The sequence below is a fragment of the Janthinobacterium sp. FW305-128 genome, assembly GCF_020858135.1.
In the GTDB taxonomy this organism is placed as follows: domain Bacteria; phylum Pseudomonadota; class Gammaproteobacteria; order Burkholderiales; family Burkholderiaceae_D; genus Janthinobacterium.
In genome coordinates this window covers 1-16,808 of record NZ_JACYMK010000006.1, presented here as the reverse complement: position 1 = coordinate 16,808, position 16,808 = coordinate 1, and the positions used below count along the sequence as shown (strand labels likewise).

Below are 16,808 nucleotides of genomic sequence, written 5' to 3'. Positions count from 1 at the left end.
CTTCGCGAGGAATTAGCGGGTTAATCTAACCTTCCGCGACACGGCCTGACCGGTTAGCGGATTGCACATCAAGTTGTGGGGAAGGGCTTTTTTATTGCACCAGCATTCTGCATACCGTCATTTAGAATAGCACGCGGTATTGTAACGCAACAACTGCAAGTTGAATTTTATTTGGCAAGCAAATGTAAGCTGTGTTGTTGATTTTCCCGGGCTTGCAAGCCTGTCACTGTTGTGCTTACGGCACATCGGCGGACCTGCCGGCGTGCCGCTTGCGCCCGACTGGTCTGCCCGGCAACGGCCCCGCCGCGATGGCCGCCAGCCAATCGGCATCGCCGGCAAACCACTCCACCAGGAAGTCGAGCATGGTGCGCAGCAGCGGCGACATGTGCTGGCGCGAGGTGTAGACACCATAGATGCCCATATCCTGCGGCACGTAAGCGGGCAGCAGTTCCACCAGCTGTCCGCTGGCGATCAGCGGCGCGGCCGAATAGCGCGGCTGCATGGCGATGCCCGCCCCCGCCACCGTGGCCACCAGCAGGACCAGCGACTCATTCGCCGACAAACGGCCGCTGACGGGGACAGTGAGCGCTTCCCCGTCATGCGTAAATTGCCACAGGCTCTTGCCGAAATACGTATAGGTCAGGCAGTTGTGCAAGGCCAGGTCTTGCGCCCGGCGCGGCGTGCCGTGCGCCGCCAGGTACGATGGTGCGGCGCACACCACCGACGCGCAGCTGGCCAGCTGGCGCGCGATCAGGTTCGGTTCAAGCGCGTTCGTGATGCGGATCGCCAGGTCGATGCGCTGTTCCACCAGGTTGACGGCGCGGTTCTCCATCTGCAGGTCGACGGCGGCGCGCGGGTAGCGCCGCAGGTAAGCGGTCACTGCGCCAGCGAGCGCCGTCTGCGCCAAGGATTGCGAGCAGGTGATGCGCAACAAGCCGTGCGGCGTGTCGATGCCCTCGGGCGAGGTGACGGCCATGGCGCCGGCCACTTCCAGCATCTGCCGGCAGCGCGCCAGGGTGGCGTCGCCCGCATCCGTCAGGCTCAGGCGGCGCGTGGTGCGATGCAACAGGCGCGCCCCCGCCCACTCTTCCATTTCGGCCAGGTAGCGCGTCACCATGGCGCGCGACATGTCGAGCGCCTCGCTGGCGGCCACCATGCTGCCCCGCTCGGCGATGGCGACGAATACTTGTGCGGCGGTGATACGGTCCATGCGCTACTCCTTGATTCATCCGATCCATGCAACTAAGTATTGCAATCTACCCTATTTGTCGCGCCTGGTCGAAAGGATAATATGCGACATGAGCACCTAATGCAGAAAGAATAATATGTTTGCACGCGCCGCCCTTCCCTCCCGTACCTTGGAAACCTTCCAGCTCGATGTACTGGGCCGCGCACCGTCCACTTCGCTGCTGCTGAGCGGCGTGGCCGACGCCATCCTCGTCAATGCCCAGTTCCTGCGCGACGATGCGGCGCAGTTAGCGCACACCATCGCCGCCAGCGGCAAGCGCCTGATCACCATCTATATCAGCGCGGCCGAACCGCAAGCGTACTTCGGTCTGGGCGTGCTGCGGCTAGCCTTTCCGCAAGCCCGCATCCTCGCCAGCGGCGCCACGGTCGAGGCGATCCGCCGCCAGGCCGGCGCCAGGGTCGCCCACTGGGGCGGCATCCTCAAGCACAATGCGCCGCGCTGCATCGTCATGCCCCAGCCCTATGAAGGCAGCAGCCTGCAGCTGGAGGGGCGGCAGGTCGCGCTGCGCCAGCTCGAAGCAGCGCTGAACTGAGGCCGCTCGGCCGGTTCTACAACGCAGCCAGGAAGCGCTCATACTCTTGCGCGCTGCGCGCCAGCCGCTCGGCATAGCCCGTTTCCTTCGGCCCGTCTTCCGCGCCATAGAAGGCGAAGAAGCGGCCATTGTCGGCGCCGATATACGCCAGGGTGACATCGAACGGCGCCAGCAGCTGCGCCAGGGTGACGTGCCACTTGCCTTGCGGCGTGAAGTCTTCCTCGCGGATGCCTGCCGTGACGGCCAGCGCCACCTTGCGGCCCCTGAAGGCGTCGCCGCCCGTGCCATAGGCCCAGCCATACGCCAGCACCTCGTCGAGCCACCGCTTGAGCAAGGGCGGACAGTTGAACCAGTACACGGGGAACTGCAAGACCACGTGGGCGTGCGACTCCACCAGCGCTTGCTCGCGCGCCACATCGATCTTTCCATCCGGATAAGCCTGGTGCACGTCGTGGATGGTATAGCGGTCCGGATACCGCGCCAGTTCCTGCAGCCAGCGCTTGTTGGCCACCGACGTGGCGATGGAGGGATGGAAGACGATCACAAGGGTTTTCATCATGCTGCTTTCCTGAAAATGAAAGGGATGCACCGGCCCCGCCTTTTCAAAAAAGCAGGCAAGCCGATGCCCTGCCCCGTGGCGTGCAGCACGTGGCCGCACGCCTCCAAGGGCAGAAACAGCATAGCCATGCCGGGTACTTTTCACAAGTACGCACATTAACTACTCATACCATACAAAAAGTAAGCTACTAGACTATGGAAAAGCGCCTTGCCAGGTGCATCCGCATCAGACTGGCTGGTGCCGCTCGCCCCACTCGCACAGGGTATGCAGCACAGGGATCAGCGAGCCCCCCTTGCTGGAGAGCGAGTATTCCACCTTGGGCGGCACTTGCGGATACTCCTTGCGGACGATCAGCGCGTCCGCTTCCAGCTCCTTCAGCACGACGCTGAGGGTCTTGAAGGCGATGCCGCCCAGATGGCGCTTGAGTTCGTTATGCCGCAGCACCTTGTTTTCCGCCAGCGCGTACAGGATCAGCATCTTGTATTTCCCGCCGATCAGCGACAAGGTATAGCCAAATGCAGTATCGCCGAGGGCCACGCCGCCGGGGGCGCAGGTTTCTTCATTCATCGCGTTGTGCTTCCTGTTGATCAGAGTACGAGCATAACAGCCCGGCGGCCCCGGCTTGCGTCGAACACGCGCATAAAAAAACGGGCCGAAGCCCGTTTTTTTGTTTGCTCGATACCGCTCTGGATTAACGCTTGTCCAGTGGCAGCACTTCACGCGTGGTCGAACCGACGAACAGCTGGCGCGGACGGCCGATCTTTTGCTCTGGGTCGGCGATCATTTCGTTCCACTGGGCGATCCAGCCGATCGTACGGGCCATAGCGAAGATACCGGTGAACAGCGACACAGGGATGCCCAGCGCCGATTGCACGATGCCCGAGTAGAAGTCGACGTTCGGGTACAGTTTGCGCGACACGAAGTATTCGTCGTTCAGCGCAATCTTTTCCAGTTCCATCGCCAGCTTGAACAGCGGATCGTCTTGCAGACCCAGTTCTTGCAGCACTTCGTAGCAGGTTTCACGCATCAGCTTGGCGCGTGGATCGAAGTTCTTGTACACGCGGTGGCCAAAGCCCATCAGCTTGACGCCCGAGTTCTTGTCCTTGACTTGCGCGATGAAGGCAGGGATGTTCTCGACGGTGCCGATTTCTTTCAGCATGTTCAGTGCCGCTTCGTTGGCGCCGCCGTGGGCAGGGCCCCACAGGCAGGCGATACCGGCAGCGATACAGGCGAACGGGTTGGCGCCCGACGAACCGGCCAGACGGACGGTCGAAGTCGATGCGTTTTGCTCGTGGTCCGCATGCAGGATCAGGATGCGGTCCAGGGCGCGCACCAGCACGTCGTTGACCTTGTACTCTTCGCACGGGTTGGCGAACATCATGTGCATGAAGTTGGCGCTGTACGACAGGTCGTTGCGTGGGTACACGAACGGCTGGCCGACCGAGTACTTGTAGGTCATGGCGACCAGGGTTGGCATCTTGGCGATCAGGCGGATGGCCGACACTTCGCGGTGACGCGGGTCGTTGATGTCCAGCGAGTCATGGTAGAACGATGCCAGCGCGCCGACGGTGCCCACCAGGACCGACATCGGATGCGCGTCGCGGCGGAAGCCGCGGAAGAAGAATTGCATCTGTTCGTGCACCATCGTGTGCTTGGTGACGGTGTCGACGAACTTGGCCTTCTGCGCCGCGTTCGGCAGTTCGCCGTTCAGCAGCAAGTAGCACGATTCCATGAAGTCGGCGTTGACGGCCAACTGTTCGATCGGGTAACCACGGTACAGCAGCTCGCCCTTGTCGCCGTCGATGTAGGTGATCGACGAGTTGCAGGCGGCCGTCGACATAAAGCCTGGGTCGTAGGTGAACTTGCCGCTACCGGCGTACAGTTTGCGGATGTCGATGACGTCCGGGCCAACCGTGCCTTTGTAGATTGGAAATTCAAGCGATGGGCTGCCATCGGAGAACGACAGGGTAGCTTTTGTGTCAGAGATATTCATGGGCTCTTCCTTCTCGGGAGTGAGTCGAAATTAAAATCAAAAATTCTGGCTGCAATTCGCACCGCATTCGGCAGTGCTACAGCGCGCCACTCGCACCGTTTGCAATATATCGCCCAGGCGTCTAGGCAATGCGCAGTCGTTGCAGCAGTGCGCGCACATGCGGCAGATCGACTTCGCCTTCCGGCTCTTTACGGGCCAGTACCAGATCCATTAACGCATTGTCCGATAAATCCAGCAAACGCGTCAGCGCGTCAACTTCTTCATCGGTCAATTCGGTTTCATACGCATCGAGAAAACGGGTCAGGATAATGTCGTTTTCCAGCAGGCCACGGCGTGAACGCCAGCGCAGGCGGGCGCGGTTGGCCGGGTCGGCCTGATGCGAGGACAAAATTGATTCTGTCATTTGGTTTACCACTTTACGTGTGCCTTGCGGCACGGTGCTGCTTTGCAGGCGCCGCCTGCAGGCAAGAGAGGATACCCTCTTCCGGCAAACGGCGCCCGGCGGACGCGATCAGGAGGATCAGATCGCGCGGCGGACCATCAATTCCTTGATCTTGCCGATCGCCTTGTTCGGGTTCAACCCTTTCGGGCAGACGTCGACGCAGTTCATGATCGAATGGCAGCGGAACAGGCGGTACGGGTCTTCCAGGTTGTCCAGACGCGCACCCGTGGCTTCGTCGCGCGAATCGGCGATGAAGCGGTAGGCTTGCAGCAGGCCGGCAGGACCGACGAACTTGTCCGGATTCCACCAGAACGACGGGCACGACGTGGAGCAGCATGCGCACAGGATGCACTCGTACAGGCCATCGAGTTCTTCGCGCTGTTCCGGCGATTGCAGGCGTTCTTTTTCAGGCGGGATCGAATCGTTGATCAGGAAAGGCTTGATCGAATCGTACTGCTTGAAAAATTGCGTCATGTCGACGATCAGGTCGCGGATGACCGGCAAGCCTGGCAACGGACGCAGCACGATAGGCTCCGACAGTTCGTTCAGGTTGGTGGTGCATGCCAGGCCGTTCTTGCCGTTGATGTTCATCGCGTCCGAACCGCACACGCCTTCGCGGCACGAGCGGCGCAGGGCCAGCGAGTCATCGACGTCCGCCTTGATGCGCTGCAGTGCGTCGAGCAGCATCTTGTCGGTGTCTTTCAGTTCGACCGTCAGGTCTTGCATGTACGGCTTGGCATCCTGGTCAGGATCGTAGCGGTAGATTTTGAATTTAAGAGTGCGTGCCATGGTATAGCCTTAGAAAGTACGTGGTTTCGGTTTGAAGGTATCAACCGTCAGCGGCTTGGTCACGACCGGCTTGTATTCCAGTCGGTTGCCTTCCGAATACCACAGAGTGTGCTTCATCCAGTTCTCGTCGTCGCGTTGCGGATGGTCGTCCTGGGCGTGCGCGCCGCGCGATTCCTTGCGGGCCGCTGCCGAAACGATGGTCGCTTTCGCCGTTTCGATCAGGTTGTCCAGCTCCAGCGCTTCCACGCGGGCCGTGTTGAAGACCATCGATTTATCCTTGAAGGAGACGTGCTTGCGGCGCTCGTCGAGCTTCATGATTTCTTCGACGCCCTTGCTCAGCATCTCGTCGGTACGGAACACGCCGCAGTACTTCTGCATCGTTGCGCGGATGTCGTTGGCCACGCCCTGCACGGTTTCCGTGCCGGTCGAGTTTTCCAGGCGCGCCAGGCGGCCCATGGCGAAATCGGCAGCGTCGGCTGGCAAAGGCTTGTTTTCCTTGGCTTTCAGGCCGCTGTTGACGATGTGGTTGCCGGCCGCGCGACCGAAGACCACCAGGTCGAGCAGCGAGTTCGTGCCCAGGCGGTTGGCGCCGTGCACGGAAACGCAGGCGCATTCGCCGATCGCGTACAGACCGTTGACGACCTTGGCCGAATTATCCGGACCGGTCGGGGTGACGACCTGGCCGTGGATGTTCGTCGGGATGCCGCCCATCTGGTAGTGAATCGTCGGCACGACAGGAATCGGTTCCTTGGTGGCGTCGACGTTGGCGAACTTGTGGCCGATTTCCAGGATCGACGGCAGGCGCTTGGCGATGGTGTCGGCGCCGATATGGCGCAGGTCCAGCATCACGTGGTCCTTGTTCGGACCGCAGCCGCGGCCTTCCTTGATTTCCTGGTCCATCGAACGCGAGACGAAGTCGCGCGGCGCCAGATCTTTCAGGGTCGGTGCATAGCGCTCCATGAAGCGTTCGCCTTCGCTATTGATCAGGATGCCGCCTTCGCCGCGCACGCCTTCGGTGATCAATACGCCCGCACCGGCCACGCCGGTCGGGTGGAACTGCCAGAATTCCATGTCCTGCAGCGGCAGGCCGGCGCGTGCCGCCATGCCCATGCCGTCGCCGGTATTAATGAACGCATTCGTCGACGCGGCGAAGATGCGGCCTGCGCCGCCCGTTGCCATGACCGTCGTCTTTGCTTCCAGGATCATGCATTCGCCGGTTTCCATTTCCAGCGCGACAACACCGATCACGTCGCCTTCGGCGTCACGGATCAGGTCAAGTGCCATCCATTCGACGAAGAAGTGCGTACGGGCGCGCACGTTGCGCTGGTACAGCGTGTGCAACAGGGCGTGGCCGGTACGGTCGGCTGCCGCGCAAGCGCGCTGCACCGGCTTTTCGCCGAAGTGGGCCGTGTGGCCGCCGAACGGACGCTGATAGATGGTGCCGTCAGGGTTGCGGTCGAATGGCATGCCGAAGTGTTCCAGTTCGTACACGACCTTCGGTGCTTCGCGGCACATGAATTCGATGGCATCCTGGTCGCCCAGATAGTCGCCGCCCTTGACGGTGTCGAACATGTGCCAGAACCAGTTGTCTTCGGCCATGTTGCCGAGCGACGCGCCGATACCGCCCTGCGCTGCCACGGTGTGCGAGCGGGTCGGGAAGACTTTCGACAGAACTGCGACGTTCAGACCGGCTTCAGCCAGCTGCAACGACGCGCGCATGCCGGAACCGCCGGCGCCAACGATGACCGCATCAAAGCGGCGGGTAGGGATTGCAGATTTATATGCTGCCACGATTACACACTCCAGAGTATCTGTACCGTCCAGCCGGCACAAGCGATCAACCACAGCATGGTGGCAATTTGCAGGGTCAGACGGAGGCCAGCGCTTTTCACGTAGTCCATCCAGATGTCGCGTACGCCGACCCATGCGTGGTAGAACAGGGCGACGAAGGTCACCAGGCTGAACAATTTAAACCACTGCTGTGCGAACAGACCAGCCCAGCCTTCATAGCTGAAGTTGCTGCCGGTCAGGAAAGAAATAAGCAGGATGGCCACATAAGCCACCATGACGATGGCGGTGACGCGTTGCGCCAGCCAGTCGCGCAAGCCGTAATGGGCACCGACGACGAGGCGTTTCGGTCCGATATTATTGTCTGCCATGTTTAAAATACTCCAAACAGTTTCAAAGCGACCAAAGCCGTCAACACCAGGCTCACGACCAGCACGGACGACGCGGTCTTGCGGGCCGAATCTTTTTCGATGGCGACGTGCACATCCATGAACAGGTGACGGATACCGGCGCAGAAGTGGTGCAGGAAGGCCCAGACCAGACCCAGGGTGATCAGCTTGACGAACCAGTGCGAGGCGATGCCCTGGAAGTAGGCATAGGACATTTCGGAACGCAGGCTCAGTTCCAGCATGTACAGTATGCATGGCAGCAAGGCGAAAATGATGAAACCGCTGATGCGATGCAGGATCGAGACGATGGCGCCGACAGCCATGCGGTAGTTCGACAATTCGGTAACATGAATGTTACGGAATTGCGGCCGTTCTTTTTTTGGTACTTCTCTTACGGCTTCAGACATAACAAAAACCTCCCCTTTGAATTTCAACTAAATATTGAAGCCGCGATTTTCGCCGATTTTCGCAACCCATACCAATATCTATTGTTACATATAACCAAAATGGTTTTTTACTACAAAATACCGCGCTACTTTCCGTAGTTCACGTAATTTAATTACAGAATCGCTGGCAAAACACGGCCCGCCGGGGGCGGGCCATGTTGTCGCTGCGCTTTCCGTTGTCTCCGTAGCCCGCCTTGCGGCAGGCATCTTGCAAGCGATGCACTTCAGCCTTGCCGCTTGTGCGGACACCCGCAGGCGCCCCGCAGCTTCAGCTGAGTTCATTCTGATAATGGTGGCGACTGGTCAGGTACAAGCCCCGGCGCAGTTCGACCGGCTTGTCGCCGTAGGTAAACGACACGCGCTCGGAACTGAGCAAGGGCGTGCCGAGGTCGATATTCAACAGTTGCGCGGCGCCCGCGTCGGCGCACACGGCGCGGATCTGCTCGGACGCGCGTATCATGCGCGTGCCGAATTCCGTTTCGAACAGGCCGTACATGGGTCCCTTGTATTCCACCAGGCGCTCGGCCGTCAGACCCTTGAAGATCAGGCCGGGCAGCCACAGCTCTTCGACGATGGTCGGCACGCCGTCGAAATACTGGACGCGCTTGATGAAGATGACGGCGTCGCCGGACTTCAGGTCCATCAGGCGCGCCACGTCGGCCGGCGCGCGCACGCGCTTGACTTCGATGAATTTGCTTTCGGGATAATGCGGCACGCCTTCGTCCGGCACCAGGCGCAGGAAGCGGAAATGCGCGCGCGCCTCATGGTGGGTGGAAACGAAAGTGCCCTTGCCCTGGCGGCGCATGACGAGATTCTCGGCGGCCAGTTCATCGATGGCCTTGCGCACCGTGCCCTGGCTGACCTTGAAGCGGCCGGCCAGCTCGACCTCGCTGGGAATGAGTTCGCCCGGTTTCCATTCGCCCGATTGCAGGCTTTGCGTGATGAGCGCCTTGATCTGCTGGTACAGGGGACTGAAGGTGGGCGAAGCAGTGACTGCAGGCACGGCGGAAGCACTGGTATTGCTGGCGGCCGTCACGGTGACTGGCGTACTGGCCACCGCGGGGACGGACGTGGCCGGGGTGCCCGCGGTCGGACTGACCGCCCCGCTTGCAGCAGTGGCATTGTTGGTCAGATTGGACGAGGCGGAATTCATAGTCCGACATTTCAACACAAATCACTGCCCGCGTCCAGTAAAACAGACGCGGTTATCTGTCTTATATAAGACATAAGATATGATTGACAGATAGGGATCGGAGGCCTAAACTGCCCTCGATAAAACATGTGAGCCCGCGTTTTATGTTGTCGGCCAGCCACTCTGGCTTCGTGCAGCACGAGCGTGACGGCAGCGTACACCAGCAATTCGGTGGCGCGGGCCGGTTTTGGTATCATTATAGTTTTTCCGGATAAGCGTAAGCCCAGCTTCAAGCCCGTTTTCTTTCCCATTTTTGGAGATTCATCATGGCTAAAACCCCAATGCGTGTTGCAGTGACCGGCGCCGCCGGCCAGATCGGCTACGCCCTGTTGTTCCGCATCGCCAATGGCGACATGCTCGGCAAAGACCAGCCTGTCATCTTGCAACTGCTTGAAATCCCGGACGAAAAAGCCCAGAAGGCGCTCAAGGGCGTGATGATGGAAATCGACGACTGCGCCTTCCCGCTGCTGACGGAAATGACCGCCCACTCCGATCCGCTGACCGCCTTCAAGGATGTCGACGTGGCCGTACTGGTTGGCGCGCGTCCGCGCGGCCCAGGCATGGAACGCAAGGACCTGCTGGAAGCGAACGCCCAGATCTTCACGGTGCAAGGCAAGGCGCTCGACGCCGTCGCTTCGCGCAATGTCAAAGTGCTGGTGGTCGGCAACCCTGCCAACACCAACGCCTACATCGCCATGAAATCGGCACCATCGCTGCCGGCGAAAAACTTCACCGCCATGCTGCGCCTGGACCACAACCGCGCGCTGTCGCAAGTCGCTGCCAAGACCGGCACCGCCGTGAAAGACATCGAAAAGCTGACCGTGTGGGGCAACCACTCGCCAACGATGTACGCCGACTACCGCTTCGCCACCGTCAACGGCAAGGCTGTGAAAGACCTGATCAACGACCAGGAATGGAACGCCAACGTGTTCCTGCCAACCGTCGGCAAGCGCGGCGCGGCCATCATCGAAGCGCGCGGCCTGTCGTCGGCAGCGTCGGCAGCGAACGCCGCCATCGACCACATCCATGACTGGATGCTGGGCACGAACGGCAAGTGGACCACCATGGGCGTTCCTTCGGATGGCTCGTATGGCATCCCGGAAGGTACCGTGTTCGGCTTCCCGGTCACCACCGACAACGGTGAGTACACGATCGTTCAAGGTCTGGAAATCGATGCATTCTCGCAAGAGCGCATCAACCTGACCCTGAAGGAACTGACCGAAGAGCGCGAAGGCGTGAAACACCTGCTGGCCTAAGTCCAGTTCTGGCGGCGCGGCGCAAACGTGCCGCCCGCCACGAAGGCCGCCCCGCGAGATTCGCGGCGCGGCTGTTTTATCAAGTAGTCTTTACCTGCAGAAATGCCTTAAGCATGCACCCTTCCGAGGTTTTATTCCAAGGCAAACGCCAGCCGCTGTTGCTCGCCGCTTGCGACCACTACGCCGGCTCTGAAAAGCTGATGCGTAAATCGATTGCTTTGCAACAAGAGCTTGGTCCCCTGTTCGACATCACGTTCGACTGCGAAGACGGCGCCAGCGCCGGCAATGAAGAATCCCACGCCCTGATGATCGCCGGCCTGCTGGCCAGCGACGACAACCAGTTCAACCGCATCGGCGTGCGCGTGCACGACGTCGACAGCCCGTTTTTCGCGCGCGACGTGGAAATCATCTGCACGGCCGCATCCCGCCTGGCCTACATCGCCGTGCCCAAGGTGGCCGGCGTGCAGGACGCCATGCTGGCCATCGACCTGATCAACCTGCACGCGCGCCGCGCCGGCCGCGACAACCTGCCCGTGCACATCCTGATCGAGACGCACGGCGCGCTGCGCGACGCCTATGCGATCGCCGCCCTGCCCCAGGTCGAATGCCTGTCCTTCGGCATCATGGATTTCGTCTCGGCCCACTACGGCGCCATTCCCGCCGCCGCCATGCGCACGCCGGGCCAGTTCACGCACCCGCTGGTGGTGCGCGCCAAGCTCGAAGTGGCGGCCGCCTGCCACGCGCACGGCAAGGTGGCGTCGCATAACGTGACGACGGACGTGCGCGATTCGGCCGTGGTGGCCAACGACGCCCAGCGCGCGACAGCCGAGTTCGGCTACACGCGCATGTGGAGCATCCACCCGGACCAGATCAAGCCCATCATCAAGGCCTTTACGCCGCGCCTGTCCGAAGTCAACGAGGCCAGCAACATCCTCAACGAAGCGCTGCGCGCCAACTGGGGGCCGATTGCGCAAAATGGCCGCTTGCACGACCGCGCCAGCTACCGATATTATTGGACCGTTTTGCAACGCGCCAAACTGGCGGGCCTCGGCCTGCCCGAGGCGGCTGCTGCATTACTCAACACCCCCTCTTCCAGCACCACTGAAAACTGACAGGAATTACACGATGTCCCTCTCCAAATTAGCAATTGCCTGCAGCGTCGCGCTGGGCGCCATGACCCTCACGCTGGCGCCAGCCAGCTTCGCCGCCACGGCAGAGGCAAATCCCAAGGCCGTCAAGGCCAAGCCAAAGGCCAAGGCCGCCAAGGCAAAAGCTGCCGCCAAGGAAGCCCATCCGCTGGCCATGTCGGTCGCCGACAAGGAAGAAGCCGATGAACCGAACACGGCAGGCTCGGCCTCCACCGATTTCAATTGTGAACTTGGTAATAAAATTACCATCTACACCAATGCTACTGACGACAAACACATCGCCCTGCGCTGGAAGAAGCGCCTGCACCGCCTGAGCCGCGTTGGCACCACCACCGGCGCCAACCGCTTCGAGAACCGTCTGTATGGTCTCGTGTGGATCGGCATCCCGGCCAAAGGCATGCTGCTCGACTCCAAGCAGGGCCGCCAGTTGGCCAATGAATGCAAGGATGCGGAGCAAGCCAAGCCGGCGGCAGTGATGGAAGCCGCGCCATCGCTGGGCGTGCTGCCGGCGACCGGCGGCTGATGTGCGTAGCAAGGGCCTCTTCGGGGGCTCAGTCATGTTTTGTAATTTGAATAATCAATAATAGACGATACCCAACAAGGAGAGGTCATGTCCCGCAACACTCTGAACACGCTCAAGGACTTTAATATTTCGGACAGCAAGAAGGGCAAGCTGTATTCCCTGCCTGCGCTGGAAAAAAGCCTGGGCATCAATGTCTCCCGCCTGCCAGTGTCGATTCGTATCGTGCTCGAATCGGTATTGCGCAACTGCGACGGCAAAAAAGTCACCGAAGAACACGTCAAGCAATTGGCGAGCTGGGGCCCGACCGCCGAGCGCACCGACGAGATCCCGTTCGTAGTGGCGCGCGTCGTGCTGCAAGACTTCACCGGCGTACCGCTGCTGGCCGACCTGGCAGCGATGCGCAACGTGGCCGCCAAGATGGGCATCAACGCCAAGAAGATCGAACCGCTGGTGCCGGTCGACCTGGTGGTCGACCACTCGGTCACCATCGATCACTACCGCGAAAAGAAAGCGCTGGACCTGAACATGAAACTGGAATTCTCGCGTAACAACGAGCGTTACCAGTTCATGAAATGGGGCATGCAGGCATTCGACACCTTCGGCGTCGTGCCGCCGGGCTTCGGCATCGTCCACCAGGTCAACCTGGAATACCTGGCGCGCGGCGTGCACCACGCAGGCAAGAAAGCCGGCGACGTGTACTACCCCGACACCCTGGTCGGCACCGACTCGCACACCACCATGATCAACGGCATCGGCGTAGTCGGCTGGGGCGTGGGCGGCATCGAGGCGGAAGCCGGCATGCTGGGCCAGCCGGTCTACTTCCTGACGCCTGACGTCATCGGCGTCAACCTGTCGGGCGCATTGCGCGAAGGCTGCACCGCCACCGACCTGGTACTGACGATTACCGAATTGCTGCGCAAAGAAAAAGTCGTCGGCAAGTTCGTCGAATTCTTCGGCGAAGGCACTGAGTCCTTGACCCTGACGGACCGCGCGACGATCGCCAACATGGCACCGGAATACGGCGCGACCATGGGCTTCTTCCCGGTCGACGAAGCGACCATCGACTACTTCAAGGGCACCGGCCGCAGCAAGGCTGAAATCGCCGCGTTCGAAGGCTACTTCAAGGCGCAGAACCTGTTCGGCGTGCCAAAAGCCGGCGACATCGACTACACCCGCGTGGTGGAACTGAACCTGGCGTCGGTCGCTCCGTCGCTGGCCGGCCCGAAACGCCCGCAAGACCGTATCGAAATCGGCAACGTCAAGGCGAACTTCGCCGAGCTGTTCGCCAAGCCGACGACCGAAAACGGCTTCAACAAGAACCCGGCCGACCTGGCTGCCGTGTACGAAACGACGAACGGCGTGAAAGTGTCGAACGGCGACGTGCTGATCGCCGCGATCACCTCGTGCACCAACACCTCGAACCCGAGCGTGATGCTGGCTGCCGGCCTGCTGGCCAAGAAAGCCGTGGAAGCGGGCCTGAAGGTCGCTCCGCACATCAAGACATCGCTGGCTCCCGGCTCGCGCGTCGTGACCGAGTACCTGACGGCCGCCGGCCTGCTGCCCTACCTGGAAAAACTGGGCTTCGGCGTGACCGCCTACGGCTGCACCACCTGTATCGGCAATGCGGGCGACCTGACGCCCGAGCTGAATGCAGCGATTGCCACGCACGACATCGTCGCCTCGGCCGTGCTGTCGGGCAACCGCAACTTCGAAGCGCGTATCCACCCGAACATCCGCTCGAACTTCCTCGCTTCGCCACCGCTGGTCGTCGCCTACGCCATCGCCGGCAACATGACGCGCGACCTGATGACGGAACCTGTCGGCAAGGGCAAGGGCGGCAAGGACGTCTACCTGGGCGACATCTGGCCGACCTCGGCTGAAGTGTCGGCCATGATGAAGTTCGCCATGAACGCCAAGGTGTTCAAGGACAACTACGCGGACGTCAAGGGCGCGCCAGGCAAGCTGTGGGAGAAAGTCACCACCGTCTCCGGCCAAGTCTACAACTGGCCGAAATCGACCTACATCGCGGAACCGCCGTTCTTCGACAACTTCTCGATGACACCAGCGGCTGTGGCCACCGGCATCGAAGGCGCGCGCGCACTGGGCGTGTTCGGCGATTCCATCACCACCGACCACATCTCGCCAGCCGGCTCGATCCAGGAAAACGGTCCTGCAGGCAAATGGCTGAAGGAAAACGGCGTCCTGAAAGCGGACTTCAACTCCTACGGCTCGCGTCGCGGCAACCATGAAATCATGATGCGCGGCACGTTTGCCAACGTGCGTATCAAAAACCGCATGATCCCTGCCAAGGCGGACGGTTCGGCGGTCGAAGGCGGCATCACGATCCACCAGCCTTCCGGCGAACAGATGTCGATCTACGACGCAGCGATGAAATATGTTGCTGAAGGTACGCCAACCATGGTCTTCGGCGGCGAAGAGTACGGTACGGGCTCGTCGCGCGACTGGGCAGCCAAGGGCACCCAGCTGCTGGGCGTGAAAGCCGTGATCACCCGTTCGTTCGAGCGCATCCACCGCTCGAACCTGGTGGGCATGGGCGTGCTGCCGCTGCAATTCATCGGCGACGACAGCGTGCAGACGCTGGGCATCACCGGCAATGAAACCTTCGACCTGAAAGGCCTCGAAGGCGAAATCAAGCCACAGCAACTGGCCACCCTGGTGATCCACCGCGCCGACGGCAGCAGCCAGGAAGTCAAAGTCCTGCTGCGCATCGATACGCCGATCGAAGTCGATTACTACAAGCATGGCGGTATCCTGCCATTCGTGCTGCGTCAACTGCTGGCCGAGTAATCAGCCCAGCTGTGATGCAAGATCAAAGCGCCGGTTCCGACCGGCGCTTTTTTTCGTCCCTGCGCCCCGTTCCGACTTGAAATTTCGACTATTGGCATGATCTAAGGACAGCTTACGTATTGCGTGCGGCTGAATCCTCTACAATACGGTTATAAGGGTTTATCATTGTTTGACTGATCCATTTTTTTCACTTTCCGAGACTCTTATCCCGCTATGCGTCGTCCTTCCAAAGATTCATCCCATAAACTGACTGCCGACAGCCAGCGCCTGGTCACCTTTGCCCAGGCGATCGTACAGGCAGCCAGCCGTCTCGAAGAGCGGTCCTGGGAACACAGCCTGGATACGCAGCTCCAGAAATTACTCAAAACCGGCCACCAGGACACCATCGACAACACCCTGGGCAGCCTGTTCAAGGAAGACTTGAACGCCTACGACGTGCTGATGGACTGCGTTGAAGCCATCAGCGAATCGACCGTCGTCACGCATGAAGACGTGCGCTACGACGCCCTGCTCGTCGCCGTGCCCATCCTTGCGTGGACGCGCTTTTCCATCGCCTCCGGCCCCATGGCCGGCGACGCGCACGGCGTGCTGTCCGCACATTTCGCCGCCCACCTGCTGGCCGACGGCACGAAGATGGCCATGGCGCCAACCCTGTACTCGATCGATCAGTTGCCGCGCAGCCACGTCGAAACCTATGCCAAGACGCAAAAGCTGGCCCTGGCCGCCCTGAAGGGCACGGCCGTCAAGCCCTCCAGCAAAGAGGCGGAAACGGCGCCCTTCCTGGCCGACACGCGCTACCTGCTGGTGGCCGTGGTCGCGCCTGCCGGCGCGCCGCTGTTCCGCTGGCAGACGCCTTCGAGCCAGCTCGACTTCATCGCCGAGCGCAGCGCCGCCCTGGAACAATGGCGCACGCAGGCGACGCCGACCATCGCCCGTCTGCTGCCCGGCTGCGGCCTGGAATTGCTGCTGCCGGAAGCGTACTACGTGGCTTGCCGCGAAGCGGACAAGCTGATACGCCCCGTCTCCGTGCGCGCCGCCGTGCACTACCTGACGCACACGCTGGCCATCGAGCCGTCGGAACTGCGCGCCGTGATCGCCGGCTTCGGCGAAGAGGCGGCCGACGGTCAGGTCGACGAGTACCGCATCGCCTTCACCCTGCGCCAGGCGCCGGACGTCATCTACGGCATCGTCTGGCCCCTGTACGGCCAGGAAGACGAGGATGGCACGCCGATCGAAGGCCTGATCCAGGTCGGCATCGCCGCGCTGGACAAGCAAAAGACGCCCGTCGATGAAATCATCGAACACCTGAACGCCGCCGGCGTGACGCAGATCAAGCGCCACGCGGAACGTTTTGTCGGAGAGTATTGCGACGACTGCGGCGCCCCCCTGTTTGCCGACCCGGTCGGCGAGCTGGCGCATGCGGAAATGCCGGAAGATACGCCGCAGGGTACCGAGCATTTCCATTGATGCGGGCTTGTCGGATTACGCGCGCAGCGCTAATCCGACCTACGATGCCGGCATAGGCCGTAGGTCAGATTAGCCGGAACGGCGTAATCCGACTACGGTTTGAAGAGGTGTCGATGCAATAGGTGTCGATATAATGGTTGAAAGGCAGGCCGTAGATACTGTTATCCCCGTCAAGCGGCGTGCAAGGCCGGATCAAATATTTTTCCCGACCTGAGCACGCCGAATGC

At 61.0% G+C, this 16,808-nt stretch carries 16 protein-coding genes; 6 read left to right on the top strand and 10 right to left on the bottom strand.

Going from position 1 to position 16,808, the window contains the following annotated elements; all coding sequences use genetic code 11:
* Positions 1 to 235: 235 nt before the first annotated feature.
* A complete protein-coding gene (locus tag IGS60_RS13710) occupies positions 236 to 1,210 on the bottom strand; it encodes a LysR family transcriptional regulator (protein WP_230504984.1) in 975 nt (324 codons plus the stop codon).
* 115 nt (positions 1,211 to 1,325) lie between these two features.
* On the opposite strand from IGS60_RS13710, the gene IGS60_RS13705 reads away from it, so the two are divergent.
* On the top strand, positions 1,326 to 1,781 hold the full coding sequence (locus tag IGS60_RS13705) for a hypothetical protein (protein ID WP_139143551.1): 456 nt from the start codon (positions 1,326 to 1,328) through the stop codon (positions 1,779 to 1,781).
* 16 nt (positions 1,782 to 1,797) lie between these two features.
* On the opposite strand, the gene IGS60_RS13700 is transcribed toward IGS60_RS13705, so the two are convergent.
* The 9 genes from IGS60_RS13700 to IGS60_RS13660 all read right to left on the bottom strand — a co-directional run bounded on the left by IGS60_RS13700 (position 1,798) and on the right by IGS60_RS13660 (position 9,340).
* Complete coding sequence (locus IGS60_RS13700; protein ID WP_230504982.1) at positions 1,798 to 2,340, bottom strand: NAD(P)H-dependent oxidoreductase; 543 nt, start codon at positions 2,338 to 2,340, stop codon at positions 1,798 to 1,800.
* 225 nt (positions 2,341 to 2,565) lie between these two features.
* Positions 2,566 to 2,907: a helix-turn-helix domain-containing protein gene (locus IGS60_RS13695; protein WP_230504981.1), complete on the bottom strand. Its 342-nt coding sequence runs from the start codon at positions 2,905 to 2,907 to the stop codon at positions 2,566 to 2,568.
* Between the two features lie 124 nt (positions 2,908 to 3,031).
* Positions 3,032 to 4,333: a citrate synthase gene (gene gltA, locus IGS60_RS13690; protein ID WP_034752071.1), complete on the bottom strand. Its 1,302-nt coding sequence runs from the start codon at positions 4,331 to 4,333 to the stop codon at positions 3,032 to 3,034.
* Between the two features lie 121 nt (positions 4,334 to 4,454).
* Positions 4,455 to 4,736, bottom strand: a complete 282-nt coding sequence (locus IGS60_RS13685) for a succinate dehydrogenase assembly factor 2 (RefSeq protein ID WP_034752073.1) — start codon at positions 4,734 to 4,736, stop codon at positions 4,455 to 4,457.
* A 117-nt stretch (positions 4,737 to 4,853) separates the two neighbouring features.
* Entirely contained in the window at positions 4,854 to 5,564 is a 711-nt protein-coding gene (locus IGS60_RS13680) for a succinate dehydrogenase iron-sulfur subunit (protein ID WP_034752075.1), read from the bottom strand.
* A gap of 9 nt (positions 5,565 to 5,573) precedes the next feature.
* Positions 5,574 to 7,355 carry a succinate dehydrogenase flavoprotein subunit gene (gene sdhA / locus IGS60_RS13675; RefSeq protein WP_121670131.1) on the bottom strand — a complete coding sequence of 594 codons (1,782 nt, stop codon included), beginning with the start codon at positions 7,353 to 7,355 and terminating at the stop codon, positions 5,574 to 5,576.
* A gap of 2 nt (positions 7,356 to 7,357) precedes the next feature.
* Positions 7,358 to 7,723 (bottom strand): succinate dehydrogenase, hydrophobic membrane anchor protein, encoded by a 366-nt coding sequence (sdhD, locus tag IGS60_RS13670; RefSeq protein WP_034752078.1) that lies wholly within the window; start codon positions 7,721 to 7,723, stop codon positions 7,358 to 7,360.
* A gap of 2 nt (positions 7,724 to 7,725) precedes the next feature.
* Complete coding sequence (sdhC, locus tag IGS60_RS13665) at positions 7,726 to 8,148, bottom strand: succinate dehydrogenase, cytochrome b556 subunit (RefSeq protein WP_034752080.1); 423 nt, start codon at positions 8,146 to 8,148, stop codon at positions 7,726 to 7,728.
* Between the two features lie 307 nt (positions 8,149 to 8,455).
* Positions 8,456 to 9,340, bottom strand: coding sequence for a GntR family transcriptional regulator (locus IGS60_RS13660; protein WP_230504979.1), 885 nt, complete (start codon positions 9,338 to 9,340; stop codon positions 8,456 to 8,458).
* A 305-nt stretch (positions 9,341 to 9,645) separates the two neighbouring features.
* Between IGS60_RS13660 and IGS60_RS13655 the strand changes: the two genes are divergently transcribed.
* From IGS60_RS13655 to IGS60_RS13635, 5 genes are all read left to right on the top strand, one after another.
* Positions 9,646 to 10,635, top strand: a complete 990-nt coding sequence (locus IGS60_RS13655) for a malate dehydrogenase (protein ID WP_070219190.1) — start codon at positions 9,646 to 9,648, stop codon at positions 10,633 to 10,635.
* 113 nt (positions 10,636 to 10,748) lie between these two features.
* Positions 10,749 to 11,747: a CoA ester lyase gene (locus IGS60_RS13650; RefSeq protein ID WP_099410103.1), complete on the top strand. Its 999-nt coding sequence runs from the start codon at positions 10,749 to 10,751 to the stop codon at positions 11,745 to 11,747.
* A gap of 13 nt (positions 11,748 to 11,760) precedes the next feature.
* Positions 11,761 to 12,306, top strand: coding sequence for a hypothetical protein (locus tag IGS60_RS13645; protein ID WP_230504977.1), 546 nt, complete (start codon positions 11,761 to 11,763; stop codon positions 12,304 to 12,306).
* Between the two features lie 87 nt (positions 12,307 to 12,393).
* Positions 12,394 to 15,114 carry an aconitate hydratase AcnA gene (acnA, locus tag IGS60_RS13640; RefSeq protein ID WP_070219187.1) on the top strand — a complete coding sequence of 907 codons (2,721 nt, stop codon included), beginning with the start codon at positions 12,394 to 12,396 and terminating at the stop codon, positions 15,112 to 15,114.
* 213 nt (positions 15,115 to 15,327) lie between these two features.
* The gene (locus tag IGS60_RS13635; protein ID WP_070219186.1) at positions 15,328 to 16,581 is read left to right on the top strand and encodes a DUF2863 family protein; all 1,254 of its coding nucleotides are present in this window, start codon (positions 15,328 to 15,330) and stop codon (positions 16,579 to 16,581) included.
* The last annotated feature ends 227 nt before the right edge of the window (positions 16,582 to 16,808 follow it).